The following is a 20,351-nucleotide window of genomic DNA, read 5'->3' as shown; positions in this document are numbered from 1 at the left end:
CCTTGAAGGGGCGGGCGCTGCGTGAGTCTTGACTTACGGCTTAGGGTTCCCTCCGCACCTGGAAGAACTTGCCCTGAGCCGCCCGCGTGGACACCGAGTAAGTGCCCACCGGATCACCCGGCACCGGCGTGTAGGGACCCTGCACCCGATCCGCCTGGTACAGCCGGAAGCCCGCCAACGGCGGCCAGTTGATTTGGAAGGTATCGCCGCTGACCACCGCCGGCTGCAGGCGCAGCTCGACCGGCGGCACGTTGATGAGCAGCTCGGCCGCAAACGCCACGTCGCTGCTGGTGGCGCTCACCTGATGGACTTCCACCGCTATGACGTTCTCGCCGCCAAAAACCAGGTGGCTCACCGGCAAGGCATAAGGCCCTTCCCACCGGTAATCGTTGCCCTGGGTCCGGGTGGCAAACGTCTCATAGAAGATGGGGCCGGCATTGGTCATCCCCACGCGCAGGGCCTCCTGCCCGTTCAGGTGAAACACTGCGCCATCGTCAATGATGGGCCGCACCAGCACCTGGAAGGACTGCAAGCCTGACAGTTGCGCCAGCGCGGGCATCTGGAACCGGCCACGGAAGTAATAAGTGGTCTGGCCCATGGTCAGCGTGGTGGCAATCGGGAGGTCCCCCTGCCCCGGCGTGCCGGTCTTGCCGACAAACAAGGCCACGCCATTAGACCAGCCGCTGTCATTGAAGGCCGGCGTGGTCCACCCCGCCCCGGCATCGCCCTGCTCAAAGTACTTCCACGGGCTGATCGGAGCGATAAGGCTGATCTGCGAACCCAGGATCAACCACGTAGGATTGGGCGCCAAAACGTTTTGCCGATAGGCCGTATCCGTCACATCCCGCACCGTGAGCGTGTAGTACGCGAAGGCGTTGCGCGGCTCGGTGGTAAGGGTGGCGGTCAAGCCGTTGGTGGCCAGAGCCACACCCAGGACGTTCAGCGGCGTACCGCCATAAGCCGGCGCCACCACAAAACGGCCGGCCTGCGCCAGACTGGCCGCATTCATGGGCTTGGAGAATACCACCCGGATTTCCGACAGGTTGGTGGTCGCCAGCGCGCTCACCACCACCGGCCGGTTGGTGTCCGGATTGACCACGACCAGCGCATCCGCGCTTTGCACAATGCTTGGCGCCAGGTTGCTGATGACGCAGAAGTACCGGCCGGAGAAGGTTTCATTAACCTGCGCCAAGGTCAGCGTCGCGTTGGTGGCACCATCCAGCCGGGTGCCGTCCTTATACCATTGATACTGCGGCCGCGTACCGCTGGCCGACACCGCGAGATTCACTGTCGCCCCCTCGTTTACCGTGGTCAACGGCGCCGGCTGGGACACAATCTGCACGGGTTGAACTTGCGTTGCCGGCTCATATTCCACGAGCAGCAGCGGACGATATTGCACCTCGCTATATTCCGCGGAGCTGAAGCGATAGCCATCCGTGTTGACGTTGATCAGTACCCACCCGTGGTTTTCCACCTGGCCTGAAGCCCAGGCCTGCACTGAGCTGAGCACGTCCACATCCCGGAATTGCCAGGTAGTGCCGCCGGGATTAGGGAAGTTCGGGATGATGGTGCCATAGTTGGCCGAGGAGGCCTCCACCCCATTAGTGGCCACGCCGGCGTTGAGGGAGTTCCACGTTACGTTGGCTGCATCCCAAGGAATCAACATCAGGTGCAGGTACACCGGCCCCGGGGTTTCGGCATTGTTGTCAATGGAGAACAGGCGCAACGTCGCAGAACGGATGGTGACTCCCGGCGGGATCTGGCCAGGGCCGGTGCCAAAGAGGTTGCGGAAGGCCAGCAGCACCTGCACCACCCCACCGCCATCTGAAGCATCCACCAGCAAGGAGGTGGCGGTGTTGTAGTTGTCATCCGGATTGGCCTGACGCAGTTGCGTGTCCTGCGTGCCGCTATAGCCATAAAGACCTTGCTGGTAGGAAGTCACGATGCGCAGAGACAACGTGGTCGGCGGCCGGATAAGGTTGCCGTGAACGTCCGTGATGCCGCTCATGCGCAACTGATACGTCCCGGCCAAATCGGGCATTTCGGTGTCCAGAATCACCGTGGTGTTGTTGTTCGTCAACGTGGCCCCGATGATGTTCACGCACCGGCTGGGCAGGAAGACATCGCACACCTGGTAGTTGTTCACGGCCGTGGCGTTCACCGGGTCCAGCGGCTCGGAGAAGTTGATGACAATGGTCGTCAGGTTCGCCTCCCGCCGCGCATTGAGGGCTAGCGGGCCAGTGGCGTCCGGGGTAATGGTGACCGTCGCCACACGGCTGGTAATCGCGGTGTCGCCCGCCGCCACAATCACCCGGAATTGCGCGCCACTCTGGGCCACCGTCACGTTGGTGAAGGAAATGCTGCGCCCCCGAGCATCGGGGATGTCCACAAAGCCGGCCCCGTCATTGCGTTGCCACCGATAGGAGAAGGGCGCATTCAAACTGTTGGTCGCCAGTGCTGACAATGTGAACGTGGCCGGCGACTCAATGGTGATGTCCTGCGGCTCGGCCAGGAAGCTGTTTTGCCCATAGAGCCCGGGCGGGAGATAAGGCACACCGGTTTCCAGAATGGGCACCAATTGACTAGCTGGCGTGGGATCACCCACTCGTCGCGCCGCCACCTGACACCAGTCGCCGCCCGTACCCTCCTTGTACACGGCCTCCACGTAATACGGGCGGCCGGCAATCAGCGGGAAGGTGTTGGTGGAAGTCTGGATTGCCGTGCCGGGCTCCTGGAAGGCGTTGCAACAGCCCGTTTCGTAAGCCACTCGCACCTTGCCGCTTTCCGAGGGCCCGTTGGGATTCACGTACAACTCGGAGGCATCATCGCTCCGGATGAAGAAGTGATAATTACCCGAGACCACGGGGATGAAGTACCCCCGCAACCGCGCCCCGTAGTTTTCCCGGTGGGATTGACCGTTGCTGGCATCCGGCCAGAAGATGGTGGTGTCAAAATTCGTCAACACGTAGCTGCTGTCGGGCGCATGGGGGAAACGGGGATTCAGCAGGAGGTTGGTAATCGCCGTCCCGCCGCCGGTATAATAGACATCAAACATTACCCCACCCGCCAGATTCGGGGCCCAGGTCTGGAAGGGGAAGGTGTCCAGCAGCACATTGCCCACCAAATCTTGCACAAAAACCTGCAAGTTCAAAGTCGAGTTGGGGGGCAAGGGCGCGGTGAGCAAGACCGCCGTGCGCTGGTTGGTCATGACGGCGGAGTAAATATCCACATAAGGATCTACGCTGTAATTGGCTGGATTGCCGGCAATGGCGGGGTCCACGGCCTCGTCAAACTCGACGATGATTTTATCATGAAACGTGTTGGGCACGATCCGCACCACCTGCGGTGGTGTGGCGTCCGAGGAAACAATCACTTGCGCCACCGTGCTCGTCGCGCCGTAAAGTATGTTGGTCACCACCACGTGATAGTTGCCACTGTCAGCCGCCGTGGCCACCGGAATGGTGAATAGGCGATTGGTGGCATCCGGAATGGCCTGCCCATTTTTGTACCATTGAAATTGCGGACGCGTGCCGGTGACTTCCACACTGAGATTAACGGGCCGCAATTCCAGCACCGACAGCCGATTGGTGGGTTGCTGGGTGATTTGAATGGGATTCACAAACACCGTGACGGTCGAGACGGTGCTGGTCATGGCATTAAACTGATTGCGGATCACCACAAAATAATTGCCACTATCGCTCAAGCTGGCGCTGGCGCTGCCATAGGTCCGCCGCGTGGCGCCCTCGATGGCCACCGCACTGCCGGGCACGCCACGATACCACTGATACTGCGGCCCGCCGCCAGTGGTCTCCACCGCCAGCGTCCAAGGACTGAAGGCCTCCACCACCAGGTTGGTTTCCGGCTGACGCACGATCTCGATCGGCCCGGTCATCAGCTCTTCCAGCCGCAAAGCGTTGAAACCATACGAAATCGTGGCAGCGGTACCGCTGGGAATGGCGCCTGTATAGACCCGGCAAACGATGATGATTTCCCCATCGGCGCCCGGATCGATGTTCGTCCACCCCACCACATCACCCGCCACCGTGTTATAACCCGCGTTGAACGCCGCCTCATTGGGGCCCAGCCCGGAACCCGGATACTGAGCGGTTAAAATGCCCGGGCTGGACGGACCAGTCAGATGCGCCACGTCAAACGACTCCGCCCCTTGCAAGGTCACCCGCGTCCACCGGGTGGTGTAGCTTGAATTGTTGCGCACCGCCGTGCCGTGAAAAGAATAGCGGGCATTCGGATTCAGGCCGGTGAAACGATAGTAAATGACATCCGAGGTCGAGTCCAAATAAACCGCGTTCTGCCCGCCGGAAGCCGTGCTCCAATCCACATACGGCCCAAACATGTTCATGGCTGGCGTGTCTTGGTTGGGGGTGCCCATGGTGCCCGCCGGCACCACGTTCTCATTGTAAATTTCCAACCGTGCGGTCAGGTTTTCTCCGGTGTTCAAGTTTTTCAAAAAACCGCTCCCGGTGATGGAAACCCCTGAGGCCACCGTGCCATACGTGGTCACGTTGGGGTGGGTCAGAGGCCCATTGAACACGTCATTGATGGCCACCCATTGGCCGTGAGCCATCGAGGCAGCCAAAACCAAGGCCAGCCCTCCAGTCCATGTTTTTATACCGTGCCACAAGAATGTGATTGATTGCCGCTCAAAACTTTCTGCATCCTTGAAGAATTGCATTTGTTTTTGCATAAACGTACTTTTCCTTTCTGCACGGTTTGACTCCACCAAGAGTGCATTTTCCGGCCCTTCTCTCCAACTCACAGAGATAACTTGCACGGCCTGTTCACCCATGGCAGATGTCCTATGTATTGGGTTCCCTGTTACATTGAACGAAAATCAACCTGCGCGCAACCGAAAAATGGAAAATTTTTGGTTAAAAACCGTTAATAATAAGCAACTAACAGAAGTCAAACTTATGACAATCAGGCCTGGCTCCACAGGAAATTGACTCGCTAAAGGGGAGATTAAAAGAATTCGGTTTGCGCACCCTGGCGCATCTGCAACGGCTCACGGGCGTGAAACAGCCCCCGTCGAATAGCATCACCGCAAGCCGGCCAGCGCCCGGCGCCACCATACCAGCCACCGGGCACGCTCCCGCCAGCCGATCAAACCGGCCAGCAACACCACGGCCACCACGGTGGCCGGCTCTGGCACCGGCACAATTTCGCCACTGCTCAGCATGATGGCGTTGTAGATGCCAGGCGTCAGACCAAAGGGATTGACAAACCGCACCTGAGAGAGCTGCCCAGCAGTCAAACCACCAGGGCCAAAAATAACTCGATCGATGCCGCCACCAGCGAGGTTGCCGGTCCAGTTGACAATGCTCAAAATGGCTGAAGCGTTCCACGCCTCGGAGGTGCTGTTGGCGAAGGTCAAAATGCTGTTGCCTGCCCCCAAATCAATCGTCGAGTTGGCATCCAGCGTCAGCTTGCCCAGCGTCTCGTTGTACCCCCCGGTGGCAAAGGTGCCGCCCGCGAGGGTCATCGGGACCGAATTCCCAATCCGCTCATTCGCGCCCAGGAGCAACGTGCCGTTGTTGATGACCACCCGCGTAGGATTGATTTCATTCACCAGCACGGTTGTCCCCGGCCCGTTCTTCACAAAAGCCCCCATGCCGCTCAAGGGAGTCGTGCCCGAAACATACGTGGTCTCGCTGACCGCGGGGTTCATGGTGATGTTGGGGGTATTGACCAGCGTGCTGCCGTTGGAAATCAAATCCCCGCCCACCACCAGCGTGCCTTTGGTCGTGCCGCTGCCGCCGTTCAGGGTGCCTCCCTGCAACAAGGCGTTGCCTTCAATCGTCAAGGTGCGCGGGGTCGTGCCGCTGCCCAACACCAGCGTGCCTCCACAGACATCCAGAGTCGTGCGAATGGCGGCGGTGCCCACGAAAGACTGATCAGCGCCCAGTTGCACCGTGCCGCCCTTGATCACCAGGCCGCTGAAGTTGGCCATGTCATTGGCCGTCTGGCCAATGGTATAGACCGGGTTCACGGTGTTGGTCGTCCGATCAAAGCCCAACTTGATGGGGCTGGGGGCGGACGGCCCCGGCGCAAAGGTCTGCGCCGCGCTGTCACTGAAGGCAATCGTGAGCGTCCCGTTGGTACCCTGCAAGTTTTGCAGGCGGGCGGGGGTCACCAGGTTGGTCACGAAAGCCCCCGGCCCCTGGATGCGCAGGCCGTTGCAGCAATTGGGATCAGGGCTGTTGACCACCAGCGCCACCGAAGGCGCAAAAATCACGCCGTTGGTGAAGCCGCCAATCAATAGATTCGGGCTGGGACTGCCAAGGCCAATCCGCAAATCCACAATGGACTCTCCCTCCGTGCCGCAACACGCCCCCGTGCCGCGTCCGCGTCCCTCAATATTTCCGCGCACCAGATGCTCGCCGGTCATACCCGACAAACCATCGTTTTGACGTGAATGAGCGAACATGAGCGTGCCCCCGGCTTCAATCACCGTGCGGGCATCCAGAATCACGCCCGACGTGTTGATCGACTCGTCACTGCGAAAACGAATGTCAATGGTGGCAACGGCGTTGCTCTGGATCGTCAAGGTGTTGGCATTAAGCACGCTTCCCCCCAGAATCAGGTAGTCCTCCTGCACAGCACTTGTGGTGCTCCGGCCCTGGAAATTGACGCGCGCATTGGTCCGAATCAAAATATCAGAGGAGATGCGCCGTTGATCGTAATACTCGGTGACTTGCACCGCCCCCTCCAAAATCAATCCACCATAAAAGAAGAAATTGGTAAAATCTGAAGGTGAGACGGCGCCGCTCAAGGAAAGCCGGGCCAGATTGGTGGCAAGACTGTTGCCGCTGGAATTGCCATTGGCCGGGCCGCGAATGATGAGCGTACCCAGGAAATTCGTGTCGCGCAGTTGAAAAGTCGCTCCATTATCCAGGGCGAACACCACAGTGCCCGTCCCATAAAGACTGCCATTGGGAATGAGAAAATCCTGCCCTGCATCCCACGCCTGGTTGCCGACGGTGTTGGCCAGAGTATTGTAACGAATAATGGCCGGAGTGTTGGAGGCGGCGTTCACATTAAAACCTCCCCACGCATTCACCCCTCGCGCCGGCCGTGCAATGTCCAAGATACCCCCGTTGGTCGTCCAAGTAATCTCGCGATTCATGGTGATGACATCCCCAACGGGATTCAATAACAGCGTGCCCCCGTCAATAATCACGTCCCCGCTTCCGGCCACGCTGCTGCCACTGTTCGGCAAACTGAGATTACCCCCCGGCCGCAAGCTGAGCGTCCCCGCTTGGACGCGCAGACCATCGAACGTGTTGCCGTTGTTGCTCAATAACAACGTGCCCGACCCGGACTTCACCAGGCCGTTTCCCGAGACCAAACCGGAGAAGGTGGTTAAACCTGCATTGGTCACCGTCACCACTCGAGCGGTGGAAACCAGGGACATTGAGCCGGAAAGGGTTAAATCATTCGTACCGCCCACGCCAAAATTACCCCCCACCGAAACCTCGTTTGCCAAAGTCCTTGCCCCGCCTCCTGCTTGAATGGAGCCCCCGTTCAGCCTTAATGTGCCGGAGCCTGCTCCCGCATTGTTCCCAAACCGCACCGTGCCACTGTTGATGGTCAATCCCCCGCTAAACGAATTCGCTGCATTAAAAATGGTCAGACCACTAGCATTGTTGGTAATCCCTCCGTTGTCCTGTACGATCCCATTAAAGCTCAAGGTCCCTCCGCCGGTAAGTGTGAGTCTAAAGTTCTGCAAGTCCAATACATTGCTAAGAGTCAACCCCCCTCCCGTTTCGGAATACCACGTTTGATTGGCCGCCAGGCGAACTTGGGCATTGATGAACTGAATATCCGTGTCCAGGTTGGTTATGCCAGCAGAATAGATGTTCAAACGGTTGCCGCTGGCGCTGTTGATATTAAACGACTCACTTCCCGCTGCATTGAGAAAGCTCAATCCTAACACGCTACGATCATTATTGCCCAAATCAACCACCCAGCGGGTGGTGCCAGCGGCGTTAAAAACCACGAAATGCGTAGCAGCATTCGGGACACTTGCAGGGCTCCAATTATTTGTAATCCCCCAATTTGTTGAGGTGCTGCCCGTCCATGTATAAGTTGTTTGCCCAAAAAGCAATCCCGGCATGGCCATCCATGCCACCACCATCCACCCAAATAGCTTGTTGGACAATAACTTGCGATAACTACACATCAATCACCGACAGAGAACAGCAAAGGCAGTGCCATTCTCAGCTTTGATAAAATGGCACATAACCAAAGGTTTGACAACGACTTTCTTTAAGCCGCGGCTCCCTGCTTTTGTATTACTTTCCGGCCATGGAATCCCAGCCGGGCCAAACCGGCCTCATTCCCCCTGCTCATCACCTTGATTACTCCCCAACCTCAAGGTTATCGTATCCCCATGCGACCGCTGGATTTGCAGGTCATCGGGCAGGAACTCGCCATCAAATGGGACGATGGCAGGGAGGATTTCTTGGGCTTGGAATTCCTCCGCCGGCATTGCCCGTGCGCCGGCTGCAAAGGGGAGATGGACATCATGGGCAAGGTCTATAAAGCCCCGGACAAACCGCTCACCCCTGCGGCCTGCCAATTGACCCGACTGTTGCCGGTGGGCAATTACGCGGTGAACCTTCTCTGGGCCGACGGCCACCAGGCCGGGATTTATTCCTTCGACTACCTCCGCCGCCTGGCCACAGTCCAAAGCCAGGAGCAAGCATGAACCTGGCCCCCCTGCCCCCCATTGAACAGCCCGTTACGGTGACCTGGCAGCACCGGGTGTTCTTTACCCATCATCTATTTCATCTTCATAACCCACTGTTGGCTAATGTGTTACATTCGGCAGGCACCCGGCGCCCCCGGGTTTTCATGGTGGTGGACGCCGGATTGGCCCAAGCACAGCCAGACTGGCTGGCCGCCATTCCGGCCTGGTTTGCGCGTCATCAGGACCGTATGCAACTGGTCAGTCCGCCTTGGGTGCATCCCGGGGGAGAGGAAGTCAAGAATGACCCTGCTTATCTCCAAAAACTGCTTCAGGCATTCGAAAAACATCACTTGGACCGGCAAAACTTTGTGATGGTAGCCGGTGGCGGGGCGTTACTGGACCTGGTGGGGCTGGCGGCCGCCTTGGCACATCGGGGGATTCGCCTCATCCGGCTGCCCAGCACCGTGCTGGCCCAGGCCGATTCTGGTGTTGGGGTGAAAAACGGCATCAACGCCTTCGGGAAAAAGAACTTTATCGGCACGTTTGCCCCGCCTTTTGCCGTGATCAATGATTTCGCCCTCCTTGCCACCCTGGCCGAACGCGACCGCCGCGCCGGCTGGGTGGAGGCAGTTAAAGTAGCCTGCCTGAAAGATGCCTCTTTTTTTGCCCAATTGGAACACGATGCCCCGGCGCTGCTGGCCTTCGCGCCCGAGGCTGTGCAACGCACCATCCATCGCTGCGCGGAATTGCACGTCATCCACATCGCCCGGGGGGGTGACCCCTTTGAATTTGGCTCCGCCCGCCCCCTCGATTTCGGGCATTGGGCGGCGCATAAATTGGAGGCGCTCTCCGGCTGGACACTGCGACACGGCGAGGCTGTGGCCATGGGCATGGCGGTGGATGTGCTCTGCGCCCGGCATGCCGGGTGGTTGGACGCCACCTCCGCCGGACGCATCTTGAATCTGCTCGGCCAGTTGGGATTTGCCCTCTATTCGCAGCTCATGGAGCAGCACACCTCCACTGGTCAGTGGGCGCTTTGGGAAGGTTTGCAGGAGTTTCGCGAGCACTTGGGCGGTGAATTGCGCCTCACCCTGCTGCGGGAGATCGGCCACAGCTTTGAAACCGACAACCTGGAGGCCGATTGGGTGCAACGGGCCATCGCAGAATTGAAGAACCTATCCCCTGCAGAATCATAACCGGGGCCATCCGGCAATGCCCTTTTGCTGGTCAATGATTCTAAACAGGGGTATTATAGAGCAGTGGGCAGATTTCGTTGCAACCAACCCGCGCTGCAGAGCGTCTATGATTTTGATGCCGCAACAGAACGGCCACGCCGTGGTATCCCGGCTGGAAGCTGATCCTCCGGGAAAGCGACGAGTTTGGGGTTTTCCTGCCGGACACCTTCCCCGCGCCTTCACTTTGATTGAGCTGCTGGTGGTCATCGCCATCATCGCGCTGCTGGCAGCCATGCTGCTGCCCACCCTGGCCAGCGCCAAGGAAGCCGCCAAACGCACCTTCTGCAACAACAACCTCAAACAACTGGTCCTGGCCCACCAGTTGTATGTGGACGAGAACGACGACCGCTTTTATCCCCGCACCATCAACCCCTGTTGGATGACCGGCCTGCTCCCCTATTACAACCAGGCCAAGATCTTGCATTGCCCCAGCGACGATCCGGAACCGGCCCGCTGGTCCGGTTTTGGCGGGGGCACGTTGTACCCCGTGGATGCCGCCCCGCGAAGCTACCTGATGAACGCCTACAACGACTATTTCATGAACGTGTTTACCAATGCCGCAGACTGGCAGGCCTATATGTTCCCCGGCAAATGGGTGGGCATGCCCGCCACCGCCCTCAAAGACCCCTCCACCACCATCATCTTTGGCGAAAAGGAGACCCGCTCGCCCCACGTGTACATGGACTTTTCCCAGGGCGTCGGCAATGACATGGAAGAAGTCGAGCATGGCCGGCACGGCAAACCCGGCGCCACCAAGGCCGGCGCCGGCTCGAATCACGGCTTCGCTGACGGCAGCGCCCGCTTCATTAAATTTGGCAAGGCCGTCAGCCCCATCAACATGTGGGGCGTCACCGAGCTGTGGCGCACCAACGCCGTGGATGTCACTGTGCGTTAAACGTCCCTGGACGGCAACCGATTGATGAGACAATGGCTTTTGCGCGTCCAACCATCACGGACAATCCTGTTGGCACCCATGAAACGGCGACATAACCAAGCCTTCACACTGATTGAGCTGCTGGTGGTCATTGCGATCATTGCCCTGCTGGCGGCCATGCTCCTGCCCGCCCTCGCCAGTGCCAAAGAGGCCGCGCGCCGCACGTTTTGCATAAATAACAACAAACAACTGGCCCTGGCTCATCAACTATATTCCGACGATAATGAGCAGCGGTTTTATCCCCGCACCCTCAACCCCTGCTGGATGACCGGCCTGCACCCATATTACCAAAACCCCAAATTGCTGCATTGCCCCTCCGATGATCCCCAACCGCGCACCTGGAATGCCGATCCCAAGTTTCCCATTGACCTGGAGCCGCGCAGTTACGTGATGAACGGCTGGAATGATTATTTCCTGACCGTGTTCACCAACGCCGCCGATTTCCAGGCTTACATGCGCCGCTCCTGGAATCCCGGCATGCCCGAAGGCGTGGTCAGGGACCCCTCCGACACCATTCTTCTGGGGGAAAAAGAAACTCAGTCCACCCATGTTTACATGGATTTCACCCAACGCGCTGGCAACGACCTGGACGAAATCGAACAAGGCCGCCACGGCAAACCCGGTGCCACCAGGGGCGGCACCGGCTCCGTCTATGCCATGTGCGATGGCAGCTCTCGCTTTATCCGATATGGCAAAGCCCTCTCCCCGCTGAACCTGTGGGCCGTCATGCCCGAATGGCGCACCAATGCCGTGAACGTCTCCCTGCCCTGACCGGGTGTGAGCGCATGCGTCTTGCGTGCCAGCTTCGGCGTCCCGCCGGGCCCAACGGGCAAGGAGGCTTTATGGAAGAGATGGTTTTGGGGGATAGCGGTTTCGGGTCCGCCGGAGAAAATGCAAGCGCGTAAAACCCTCGGCCCATTTGAAGCCAAACAAGAGGCAATAACCATCCTGCAGAATTCATCTCCTCTGAACGATGATTTCAGCATTAGCAATTTGGTGGCGCCGGTGATTCATAATAGGCCGAATTCGGCGGTGTAATTTCCGGCTTATAATGGGAATGGAAACGTGATGGGTTACGTGCGGGGGCGCTGATAGTTTTTGGTGGCGAAATAGGAACAAAGCCCCCTCTGAGGGCCACTCCGCATATAGTGCGCTACCAATAAGGCCAGCCAGTTGGTGGCAATCGAACCTGTTCCCGCCGTTTTTTGGTGCCGCTGGCGGAACTAAGGAAAATCGGGCGCAGGTTTAAAGCAGGCCGCCTCAATGTGCGATTGCGCGATAGAATTTGACGCGCGCCCCGGCGGCGTTCACATCGGTGAATGGCATCACGGAATTGGTGGCGGTAAAGGTTTCCAACAACTGCCAGCTTATCAGGTTTGTTGAAGCTTCCACACGGTATTGCCAGCCGGGCTGCACGGCCAGTTCCAGACGCGCCTGGCCGTCCGGCTGTACGGCGATGCTGCGCCATTCGGCCGGCAGGGTTTCCAGGTAAACTTGCAGGCCCGCCAGTTGTACGGCAGCGCCAGGGTTGCCCGTGACATGGATGGGAACCATGGTTGAATTCGAAGAAGAAGGATGCGCCACCAGGTATTGATTGATCGCAGCTTCAAGATTGTCCACCACCACCCCGGCGTCAAAGAGACCTGTGAAACTCCACTCCGTCTGGCCGTCTGCGCCGATATCAATGGCTGGATGAAGGAGATTGGTCGAGCCGGGGGCCACGCCCAGTTGCGCGTGAAGGACGTAATAACCTTTCGGCACGTGCAGCCAGGTGAATCCCTGCCCATGGGTGTTGAGCATGATGATGCTCTGCTGAGTTCCCTCGTTGACTTGGGTTCCACCCAGAAGGCTGACGATGTTGGATGCCTTGCGGACCAAGGCAATCACCGGCAGCGACAAATCGGCCGTTTGTGCGCTTGTCAGCTTCACCATGCTGGTGTACTTGCCGCGCCCGGCATGGGGGGGCAAATGAATGGGCCACGATACCATCGCGGTTTCGCCCGCGCCGAGATCTGCCACGGTTTGAACCGCATTGGTCAGCAACGTCAGTTGCTCGGCACCTCCAACACGCACCAGATTTGTGAGGGTGGCGGTGACGCTGGTCAATGGATGCTGCTGCGAACCTTCGGCCACCATCAAATCCACCGTGGGTTGCGCCATCCCGGCGCAGTCCACCACAATCCGCGCTGGATTGACGACCAGCAAGGCATCCGTGTACTCAACCGGCTCCTGAAACAATCCAACTGTCACCGGCCTTGGGCCCGGATTCAGCCACGCCACGGTGACCAGGTAGTTTTCTCCAGGGGGCGGTTCCTGCAAACGCAATGAAACGGGCCGGCGGGAGGTGTCCGTTAAGTGGCCAGCGATTTCGTTGTGAGTCAGACCATGGGTGGAAGAAAAACCCAGCCGCCGCCCCTGGCTATCGGTAACCAGCAAAGAAACCTCGGCTTCGGGAGGAGCAAACAGTTGCAGATCCAGCGCGAAGAGATTGGTTCCGGCGGCAAATTCCACGCTTCGGGCGTTGTTTTGCGCAGACAAGGTTTCCAGCATCAACGGCGCCGCGTTTCTGACCTTGGCACGCACCTCCCTCATCCGCAACTGCCCGTGGCGGGACGCCGCCGGGGCAACCACTTCGCCTTGGGGCGGCTGTAGGGCGGAGGCACTCCATGTCTTGGGGCGCAACACCTCTCCCAGCCCAAAGACATAAAACGGCTTCCATTGGGTGCCCGCCCGCCACGGGCCGCTGTAAATGTCCACCGTCAGATAATGCGGACGCAACTGACTCAGGAAATTGCGGCTGTATCCTTGAAAATCAAGGGGAAGCTCAACACTGGTTCCAGCGGGCACCTGATTGGTCCCGGCCCATGAGCTATATGTCAGGAGGGTCGCCTGATCCAAACCCACCAACTTTTTGATCGTCATCGGCGACCAGATGGTATAGCCCACCACCCGGTAATCAGCAGGCGTGTTGCCGGTGTTGCGCACGGTAACGCGCGCGGTGCCCCGGGCCACATCCAGGTTGGGCAGGCCCCAGGAGAACAGGTACTCATCGCCGAAGGCGCTCGATAGTTTTAAATCAACCGTGGTATCTGCAGAGAAGGTGCTTGCGGCCTTCAAATACACCGGCGCGGCGGCCTCATTCAGCAAAAATTGACTGGCGCTGCCAAAACTTGTGACCGCCGCATTGTTGTCCTCATAGTACGCGCCAAAAGAGCTGATAAACACCAACGCCATCTGCCGCTTGAGCCCGATGCGCGCCGAGGATACCGCGTATTCGGCATAACCGGCGCCTTTGGCGACCGTGGCGCTGATGCCGGCCAGCGGGGCGGCTACCTTGCTCACCAGGCAACCCAACACCACCGCCGATCCAACCGCTTGCACTGCTCCGAGCACTGCTTCGCCCGCCGCCGCAGTATGTTCGATGGCCGCCAGCCGGTGATATTGGTTGACCATGGTTTCCAGCTTGAAGACTCCGATACCATCTGACGCCCGGGGATAGGCGATAAAAACCGCTTTGCCACGGGGAACCTCCTGGAGGCTGGCCGTCTGCTCACGCAGCAGCCTCCGGGCCTGGCCAAAATCAAAATCCGCCCTGGGCAAAGTGGTTGCCGCAGCCGTCAGGAAATTGCTCGCTTTGGCGTTGAGGAGATTCTGGTGCCCGACATGATAAGCCGAGGCGATAAAATCCCCCTTGGTCACGGGAAAGGTTTTGTTGGTCAAATCAAGGCTCAGCTTCTCATGGAGGCTACGAACCGCATCCATCATCATGCCCTCCGCGTAACGCTCCAGCGCGGACGCCAGCACGACTTTCACCGCCGTTTTCATGGAGACGCCGCCAAGGGTCCGTCCCAGATTCACAACCTCGCGCCCCGGATTTAGCGTGCTGATGTAACCGGCCCAATCCGTGGCATCGTCTAGTGCCTCCGGCTCCGTGAGCAAATTGTCGTCCTGCACGGCTTTGCAGAGGGCTGCCATGCGGCCCGCGTTATAATTCAGCACCGCTTCCGCGGCCTCCTGCAACTCTGTTACTTCTCCGGATAAAGCGGCCAAAGTGGCCGCCGTTGACCACAACCGGATGTGGCGGGTGATCGCCGCGCCTGCGCGGCTGATGTAGGCAACGTTGGCGTATTGCTGCTGGTATTGGTTGGCTGAGACCACAATAACGTATGCGCTCCCTACCGGCACATCATTCCACGCGTAAACCCCATCCGCGCCTGTCTTGACCACCGGGCGTACCGGGGTCAATCGTGACAAGAGGGTGGCAAGTGGCGGAATATGCCCCCCGTATTCGCCATGCACCAAAGTCCAAAACCCGTTAACGCCGCCTGCCTCAAATAAGGCAACTTGCGCTCCTGCAATAGGGGTGGGCGTGTTCCGATGCCGTACCGTGCCGTTGAGGGTTGCCGTGGACGCTGCCACGGTCAGCGGGGCGGAGGCCGTGCCCCGGCGTTGGCGGTCGGTGTGGATCAAACAATCCACCGCATACTGGCCAGGCCACAATCCTGCCGGCAGCGTGGCGCTGGCGAGCCATTGGCCCGATACGGCTTCATAAGTTCCGGAACCCACCAGAACGACCACGCCCACCGGCGAGACCACCCCAAACACAAAATCGCCCGCCGTAATCCTGCCATACAGGGGATCGTGGATGCGCGCCGCAAGGGACAGGGTTCGCGTTTCCTCATTGAACGCCAACGTCGGGTAAATAACCACCGGCCCATCCATGCCGCCGCCGAGACTCCGTGTGTCCACCGTGAACAATCCAGAAGTGGCTGACGGCTGGTTAAAAAACGGCCCCAAGTAAGGCCGGGTGTCCAAAGTAAAGTTCGTCGAATGCGCGAGGCCTTCGCCGGCATGGGCGGTGAAGGTGGCGAGCATCCAAAGCAGCAAGGCCAAAACCTGAAGAAATCGCACCTTGGGTGGGCTTGCGTTTTTTGAGGGCGCTACCATTTTTTGTATAATTAACCAGATTAAGCCTGTTCGCTGTCCGAGGACGGAAAAGTTGGAATCAGAACCCTTTCACGCACCGGAAACCGAGGTCGGTAGCGACAAAACTTGGCGCGACGCTGCCGCGAAACGCGCACCGAGCGATGTTGGCAGCAGAGTACCAAGAGCCGCCCCGATGCACACGATAGCCCGTCGTCGTTGGGCCTTTGGGGTCGGCCTGGGTGGCGCCGGAATTGGAATACCAACCGCTGTCATACCAGTCCCAGCACCATTCCGCGACGTTACCCGCCATATCGTACAAGCCATACCCGTTGGGCGGGAACGAGGCCACCGGGCTGGTGTAGGGAAAGCTTCCGGTATTGTAGGTTGGGTGGTAGTCTCTTGTGGGGCTGGCATCGTAGGTAAAAACGTACTGGCTAAAATAATTTGCCAGGTTGTGCGTAATGATGTCTCCCCAGGGAAACCGACTGCCGTTCAACCCGCCCCGCGCGGCTTTTTCCCATTCCGCCTCGGTTGGCAGCCGGTAGCCGTTCGCATTCCATTTGACATAAAGCACGCGCTGGCCGGTCTTATAAACATTGGTGAGGGTGGCGTCTGTATAGTACACCGGAGTAAGCCCATCGACTTGCGAACGAGCATTGCACCATTTCACCGCATCAAACCAATTCACGCCATGCACCGGATGGTCGGCGGCTTTGCCCCCACCGGCATTATCAAAGGTGTATCCCCGCGTCACCGCCCACTGATAAACACTGTCCCAAAGCGATTTGCTGACTTCGGCCTTCTCGATGTAAAACGCGCTGACGTAAACGGAATGGAGGGGGCGTTCATCTGTGTAGCCCTCCGCAAAGGGATCGCCCATGGTGAAGGAGCCGGCGGGAATGAGCGCAAAGCCTTGGGGATCGGCGTCGTTGGCGGAAATCTTGACCCGGCAGTTGGTGGTAAATTGACCGTCCCAATCCGCTCCCGCGTTCCAGACCACATATTTGTTCACGCCAGGCGTCACCCCACCGCCCTGTGCCCCGGAAAACGAGCGCGCCGGCACGGTCCACGTCGCGCCGCCATCGGCGGAAATTTGAATGAAAATGGTGATGGCGCTGCTGTCGGGATCGCTCAGGTCATAGAAGATGTCCACGAGCTTGCTGCCCGGCCGCTGCGACGCCCGCACATTGGAAACCACCGGTGCGGCGGAGTGCAGGATGTTTGTAAAAACATACAGAGCAAGGGTGAAAAGAAGAATGGGACGACGATGGCTGGCCACGACTTTCATAAGAATATTAAATAGTACTCGCCAGTTTAAGACAAGGCCTTTTTTTTACCTTCTGGCCAGTGCGGGTATGCCGCGCCGGCCCACCTGCTTGGTCAGGTCACCCCCAGGGCCCAACCCCAGGCAACCAACGAGGGCGTGGCAACAGCTTCAGAAGCTTGCACTCTCAAGGAATCACGATCCGGTAAAATCGCTGAGCCGACAGCCCAGCGCCCGTATCCACCGCCCGCGCCGTGTTGCCCGTAATCTCAATCGCCACCTCCAAATCCGTCCATGCAGGGTCGTTCAGGGAGGCCTTGTACTGCACCTTGTACGTTCGCCCTGCCGCCGCCGGCCACAGCAGCGTCGTGCTCCCGCCCCCCGGCATCCCCATGACCAACGCCCGCAACACCGAGCCGCGGTTGGTTGGGTCCGTGCCCGCCCGCTGCTCCTGCGCGTTGGTCAGCGTGTCGCCATCGCAATCATCATTGCCGTTAAACATCAGCGTGTTTAGATAGGCCAGCTCCCACGCGTCATCCAATCCGTCACCATCAGTGTCCCCCCCGGCCAGCCGGACCACAAAAATGTCCTGCATTGCATTATAATCCCCCTGCACCAAATCGCTGGCATGACTGGCAAATACAATTGTGCCGCCGTCAGCGCTGAGCAACGGCTGAGTGGAGGGGCCATTGCCGGCGCGGCCGGTCCTGGGATTGGCGCTCAGGAGATAGGTGACACCCAGCTGGAGGTCCCGCAGAAAAACGTCCGAGTATTGATTGAAATCATGGGAAACCAGGTTGTTGGCTTTGCTGTCAAAGAGAACATAACGCCCGTTGGGGGTGATTTGCGGCGGCCCGGAAGGCCCGTTGCCGGGCGTAACGCCGTCCGGGGCGACCGAGACGAGCTGCAGGGTACGACTGACGCGATTGGTGGCAAATATGTGGGTCAGGCCGTTGGTGGGTTGCGTTTGGAAAGCAATAACCTCCGCATTAGAGCTGAGCACAGGCTTTTGGCCGCCGGCGAAAATCAGGTAGCTGTAAATAGGTGTTTCATACAGATTATGCAAATAGACGGAGCTGGGCTGGCTGGCTGGCAGGCTGTTATAGACCACGAATCGGGAATCTGGTCCGATGAAGATGTTGGTGCCAAAGCTGTTGATGCGGCGGTACTGCGCCAGATGGAAATCCCATGCGTACAGCTTGTAAGTGGGCGCGGCGATATCGTTGGTTAGCATTAAATCAGTCGCCCGCGTGCTAAAGACCAACCAGCGGCCATCAGGCGAGAATTGAGGCCTCATGGAGTGATTGTTGCCGCCGCCGGGAAGGCTGCCAACCCCTGGCTGCGTCAAGAGTCGTGCGGTTTGGGCGAAGAGGTCGAATAAATAAATATCGTAATACTGCGTGCCACTCTGGCCCACCAACTCAAGATTTTTGGCCGTAAAGGCCAGCGTGTTCCCATCGGGACTAAAAGCCATCCGCCACCACATATTTACCCCTTGGTCAGCCTCGAAAACATAATCACCAAGCGGAAAACAAGCGCTTACCACACCCCCGGTGGGATTGACATTAAGTTGTTTGTAAGTGTCAAATTTGGCATCATACAACCAGCCGTCTGGTGCGCCAGCACCAGCGGATACGGAACCACCGTCTATTGCCACACGGCCCAGCATGGCAATGCGACGCCCATCAGGACTGATGACTGGCAGGCGCAGGGGGTATGGGTTGTTGTTTGTAGCCGCATTCCAAGGTGGTATGACCAAGTTGTTGGTTCCAGTATGCAAATCCATCAGGTAAACTGCCCGATGGAAATTGGTGTGTTGCGGCGAAAGGGAGCTGGCAAAGGAGGAAAACATGACATATCGGCCATTGGCGGAGATTCCTTGCGGTTCGATGTAACACTGGGCGGTGGCGGTGAGCTGAGGTTTGTCCTCGTGCCGCAGGCTCACCAACTCGAGGCGGCCGGTCAGCGCATCGCACAGGAACACATCCGAGGCACCGTTGGCATCGCCCGCCACCAGCGCATCACTCACACTGTCAAAGGCCACCCATTGGCCATCCGGGGAAATCACCGGCGCATTGTCGGCAGACAAACCCGGGGACGGCTGTCCGTTACGGCCCACAGTAAGAAGCCGGCTTTCCAACTGGGATAAATTCGCAATATAGATTTGGCAAACCCGAAGATCATTGGGATTCAGGCCGACCGTGGGCGGCCGGGGCGCAACCAGAAAAGCGGCAAACTGTTGGTCAGCGGAAAATACCGGAGAATACACCGCCAGATAATTGGTCTGGCCGGAATGGCTGATTTCGACGTACCGCGAGCTTTGCAACGACCTATCCCATATCTTCAAGTGTGTGGAGGTGGCATCGTAGGGAGCCCTGATCTGGCTGTCCACATAGGCCAGCCACCGGCCGTCGCTGCTTAATTCCGGCCAGGCTTCCAAGGGCGTGTTGCTGGAAATGAGCCACGTGGTCCCCGTAGCCAGTTCATGGCAAAACAGCAGCGCCCCGGCGGCATTGGTCGGAGCCGCTTTGAACGCCACCATGCTCCCATCCCGGCTGATGACGGGGTTGAAGCAACGAAAAACATTGGTGGAGGTGGCAAAGCAGGCGGCGGCATTGGAACTGACCCAATGCGTTTGTTGCAGGGTGACATCGCGCACGTAAATTTCCCCCTGGGCGTTGGTTGCGCCAGCCACCAGATTGGTGGCCTGCGACACAAACACCACCCACCGGCCATCCGCGCTGATGCCAGGGGCCTCACAGGGACCGCTGGCGGGCGGGCCGCCGTTTTCGCCGATGCTCACCAATACCGTCCGCCCCTCCTGTAAGTCTCGGGCAAAGATCTGGTAGTGAGACCCGGCATAGTCCGCCGTGACCAAATTGGTGGCTCGGGAGGCAAAAACCACCCACCGGCCGTCAACCGACCAACAAGGCAGGGTGGAATCTCCATTGCCACCTTGAATCCCGTCTTCCGCCACACTGATGAGACGGGTCACGCCTTGACGCAGATCGCGCAGGAATATGTCGCTGTAGCCATTGGTATCCCCCGGCGTCAGATTGGACGCCGCACTGGCAAAAACAACCGCCCAGCCATCAGCCGAGAGAGTCGGGTAGTTGGCATCCTGATTGGCACCGCCCCAGCCGTTGGTGCTGACACTCACCAGCGTCGTCTGCCGGGTCTGCGGGTCCCGGACAAACACGTCCAAATGGGGGCCACGATCATCATTGGTGACCAGGTTGTTTGCCTGGCTCACAAACACCAGGTAACGGCCGGTGGCGTTGA

The 20,351-nt window shown here is 58.8% G+C and carries 9 protein-coding genes; 4 read left to right on the top strand and 5 right to left on the bottom strand.

The features are described from left to right. Positions 1–40 precede the first annotated feature (40 nt). Together N3J91_01780 and N3J91_01775 are read right to left on the bottom strand one after the other, a co-directional pair. Positions 41–4,585, bottom strand: a complete 4,545-nt coding sequence (locus N3J91_01780) for an immunoglobulin domain-containing protein (protein MCX8155176.1) — start codon at positions 4,583–4,585, stop codon at positions 41–43. Positions 4,586–5,056: 471 nt separating this feature from the next. After that, positions 5,057–7,954 (bottom strand): autotransporter-associated beta strand repeat-containing protein, encoded by a 2,898-nt coding sequence (locus N3J91_01775; GenBank protein MCX8155175.1) that lies wholly within the window; start codon positions 7,952–7,954, stop codon positions 5,057–5,059. 456 nt (positions 7,955–8,410) lie between these two features. On the opposite strand from N3J91_01775, the gene N3J91_01770 reads away from it, so the two are divergent. The 4 genes from N3J91_01770 (at position 8,411) to N3J91_01755 (ending at position 11,650) form a co-directional block, all read left to right on the top strand. Beyond that, complete coding sequence (locus tag N3J91_01770; GenBank protein MCX8155174.1) at positions 8,411–8,728, top strand: DUF971 domain-containing protein; 318 nt, start codon at positions 8,411–8,413, stop codon at positions 8,726–8,728. Beyond that, positions 8,725–9,906, top strand: a complete 1,182-nt coding sequence (locus tag N3J91_01765) for a 3-dehydroquinate synthase (GenBank protein ID MCX8155173.1) — start codon at positions 8,725–8,727, stop codon at positions 9,904–9,906. The genes N3J91_01770 and N3J91_01765 overlap by 4 nt, the downstream gene beginning before the upstream one ends. 115 nt (positions 9,907–10,021) lie before the next feature. After that, positions 10,022–10,840 carry a DUF1559 domain-containing protein gene (locus N3J91_01760; GenBank protein MCX8155172.1) on the top strand — a complete coding sequence of 273 codons (819 nt, stop codon included), beginning with the start codon at positions 10,022–10,024 and terminating at the stop codon, positions 10,838–10,840. Between the two features lie 78 nt (positions 10,841–10,918). Then, positions 10,919–11,650, top strand: coding sequence for a DUF1559 domain-containing protein (locus N3J91_01755; protein MCX8155171.1), 732 nt, complete (start codon positions 10,919–10,921; stop codon positions 11,648–11,650). A 489-nt stretch (positions 11,651–12,139) separates the two neighbouring features. Here the strand turns inward: N3J91_01755 and N3J91_01750 are convergent, their stop codons facing one another. The 3 genes from N3J91_01750 to N3J91_01740 all read right to left on the bottom strand — a co-directional run bounded on the left by N3J91_01750 (position 12,140) and on the right by N3J91_01740 (position 20,322). Further along, positions 12,140–15,772, bottom strand: coding sequence for a hypothetical protein (locus N3J91_01750; GenBank protein ID MCX8155170.1), 3,633 nt, complete (start codon positions 15,770–15,772; stop codon positions 12,140–12,142). 112 nt (positions 15,773–15,884) lie between these two features. After that, the gene (locus N3J91_01745) at positions 15,885–17,093 is read right to left on the bottom strand and encodes a formylglycine-generating enzyme family protein (GenBank protein MCX8155169.1); all 1,209 of its coding nucleotides are present in this window, start codon (positions 17,091–17,093) and stop codon (positions 15,885–15,887) included. 163 nt (positions 17,094–17,256) lie between these two features. Beyond that, positions 17,257–20,322: a hypothetical protein gene (locus N3J91_01740; protein ID MCX8155168.1), complete on the bottom strand. Its 3,066-nt coding sequence runs from the start codon at positions 20,320–20,322 to the stop codon at positions 17,257–17,259. Positions 20,323–20,351: the final 29 nt, after the last annotated feature.

It is taken from the genome of Verrucomicrobiia bacterium (assembly GCA_026414565.1).
Classification (GTDB): domain Bacteria; phylum Verrucomicrobiota; class Verrucomicrobiia; order Limisphaerales; family Fontisphaeraceae; genus Fontisphaera.
This window is presented reverse-complemented; position numbering and strand designations above follow the sequence as displayed.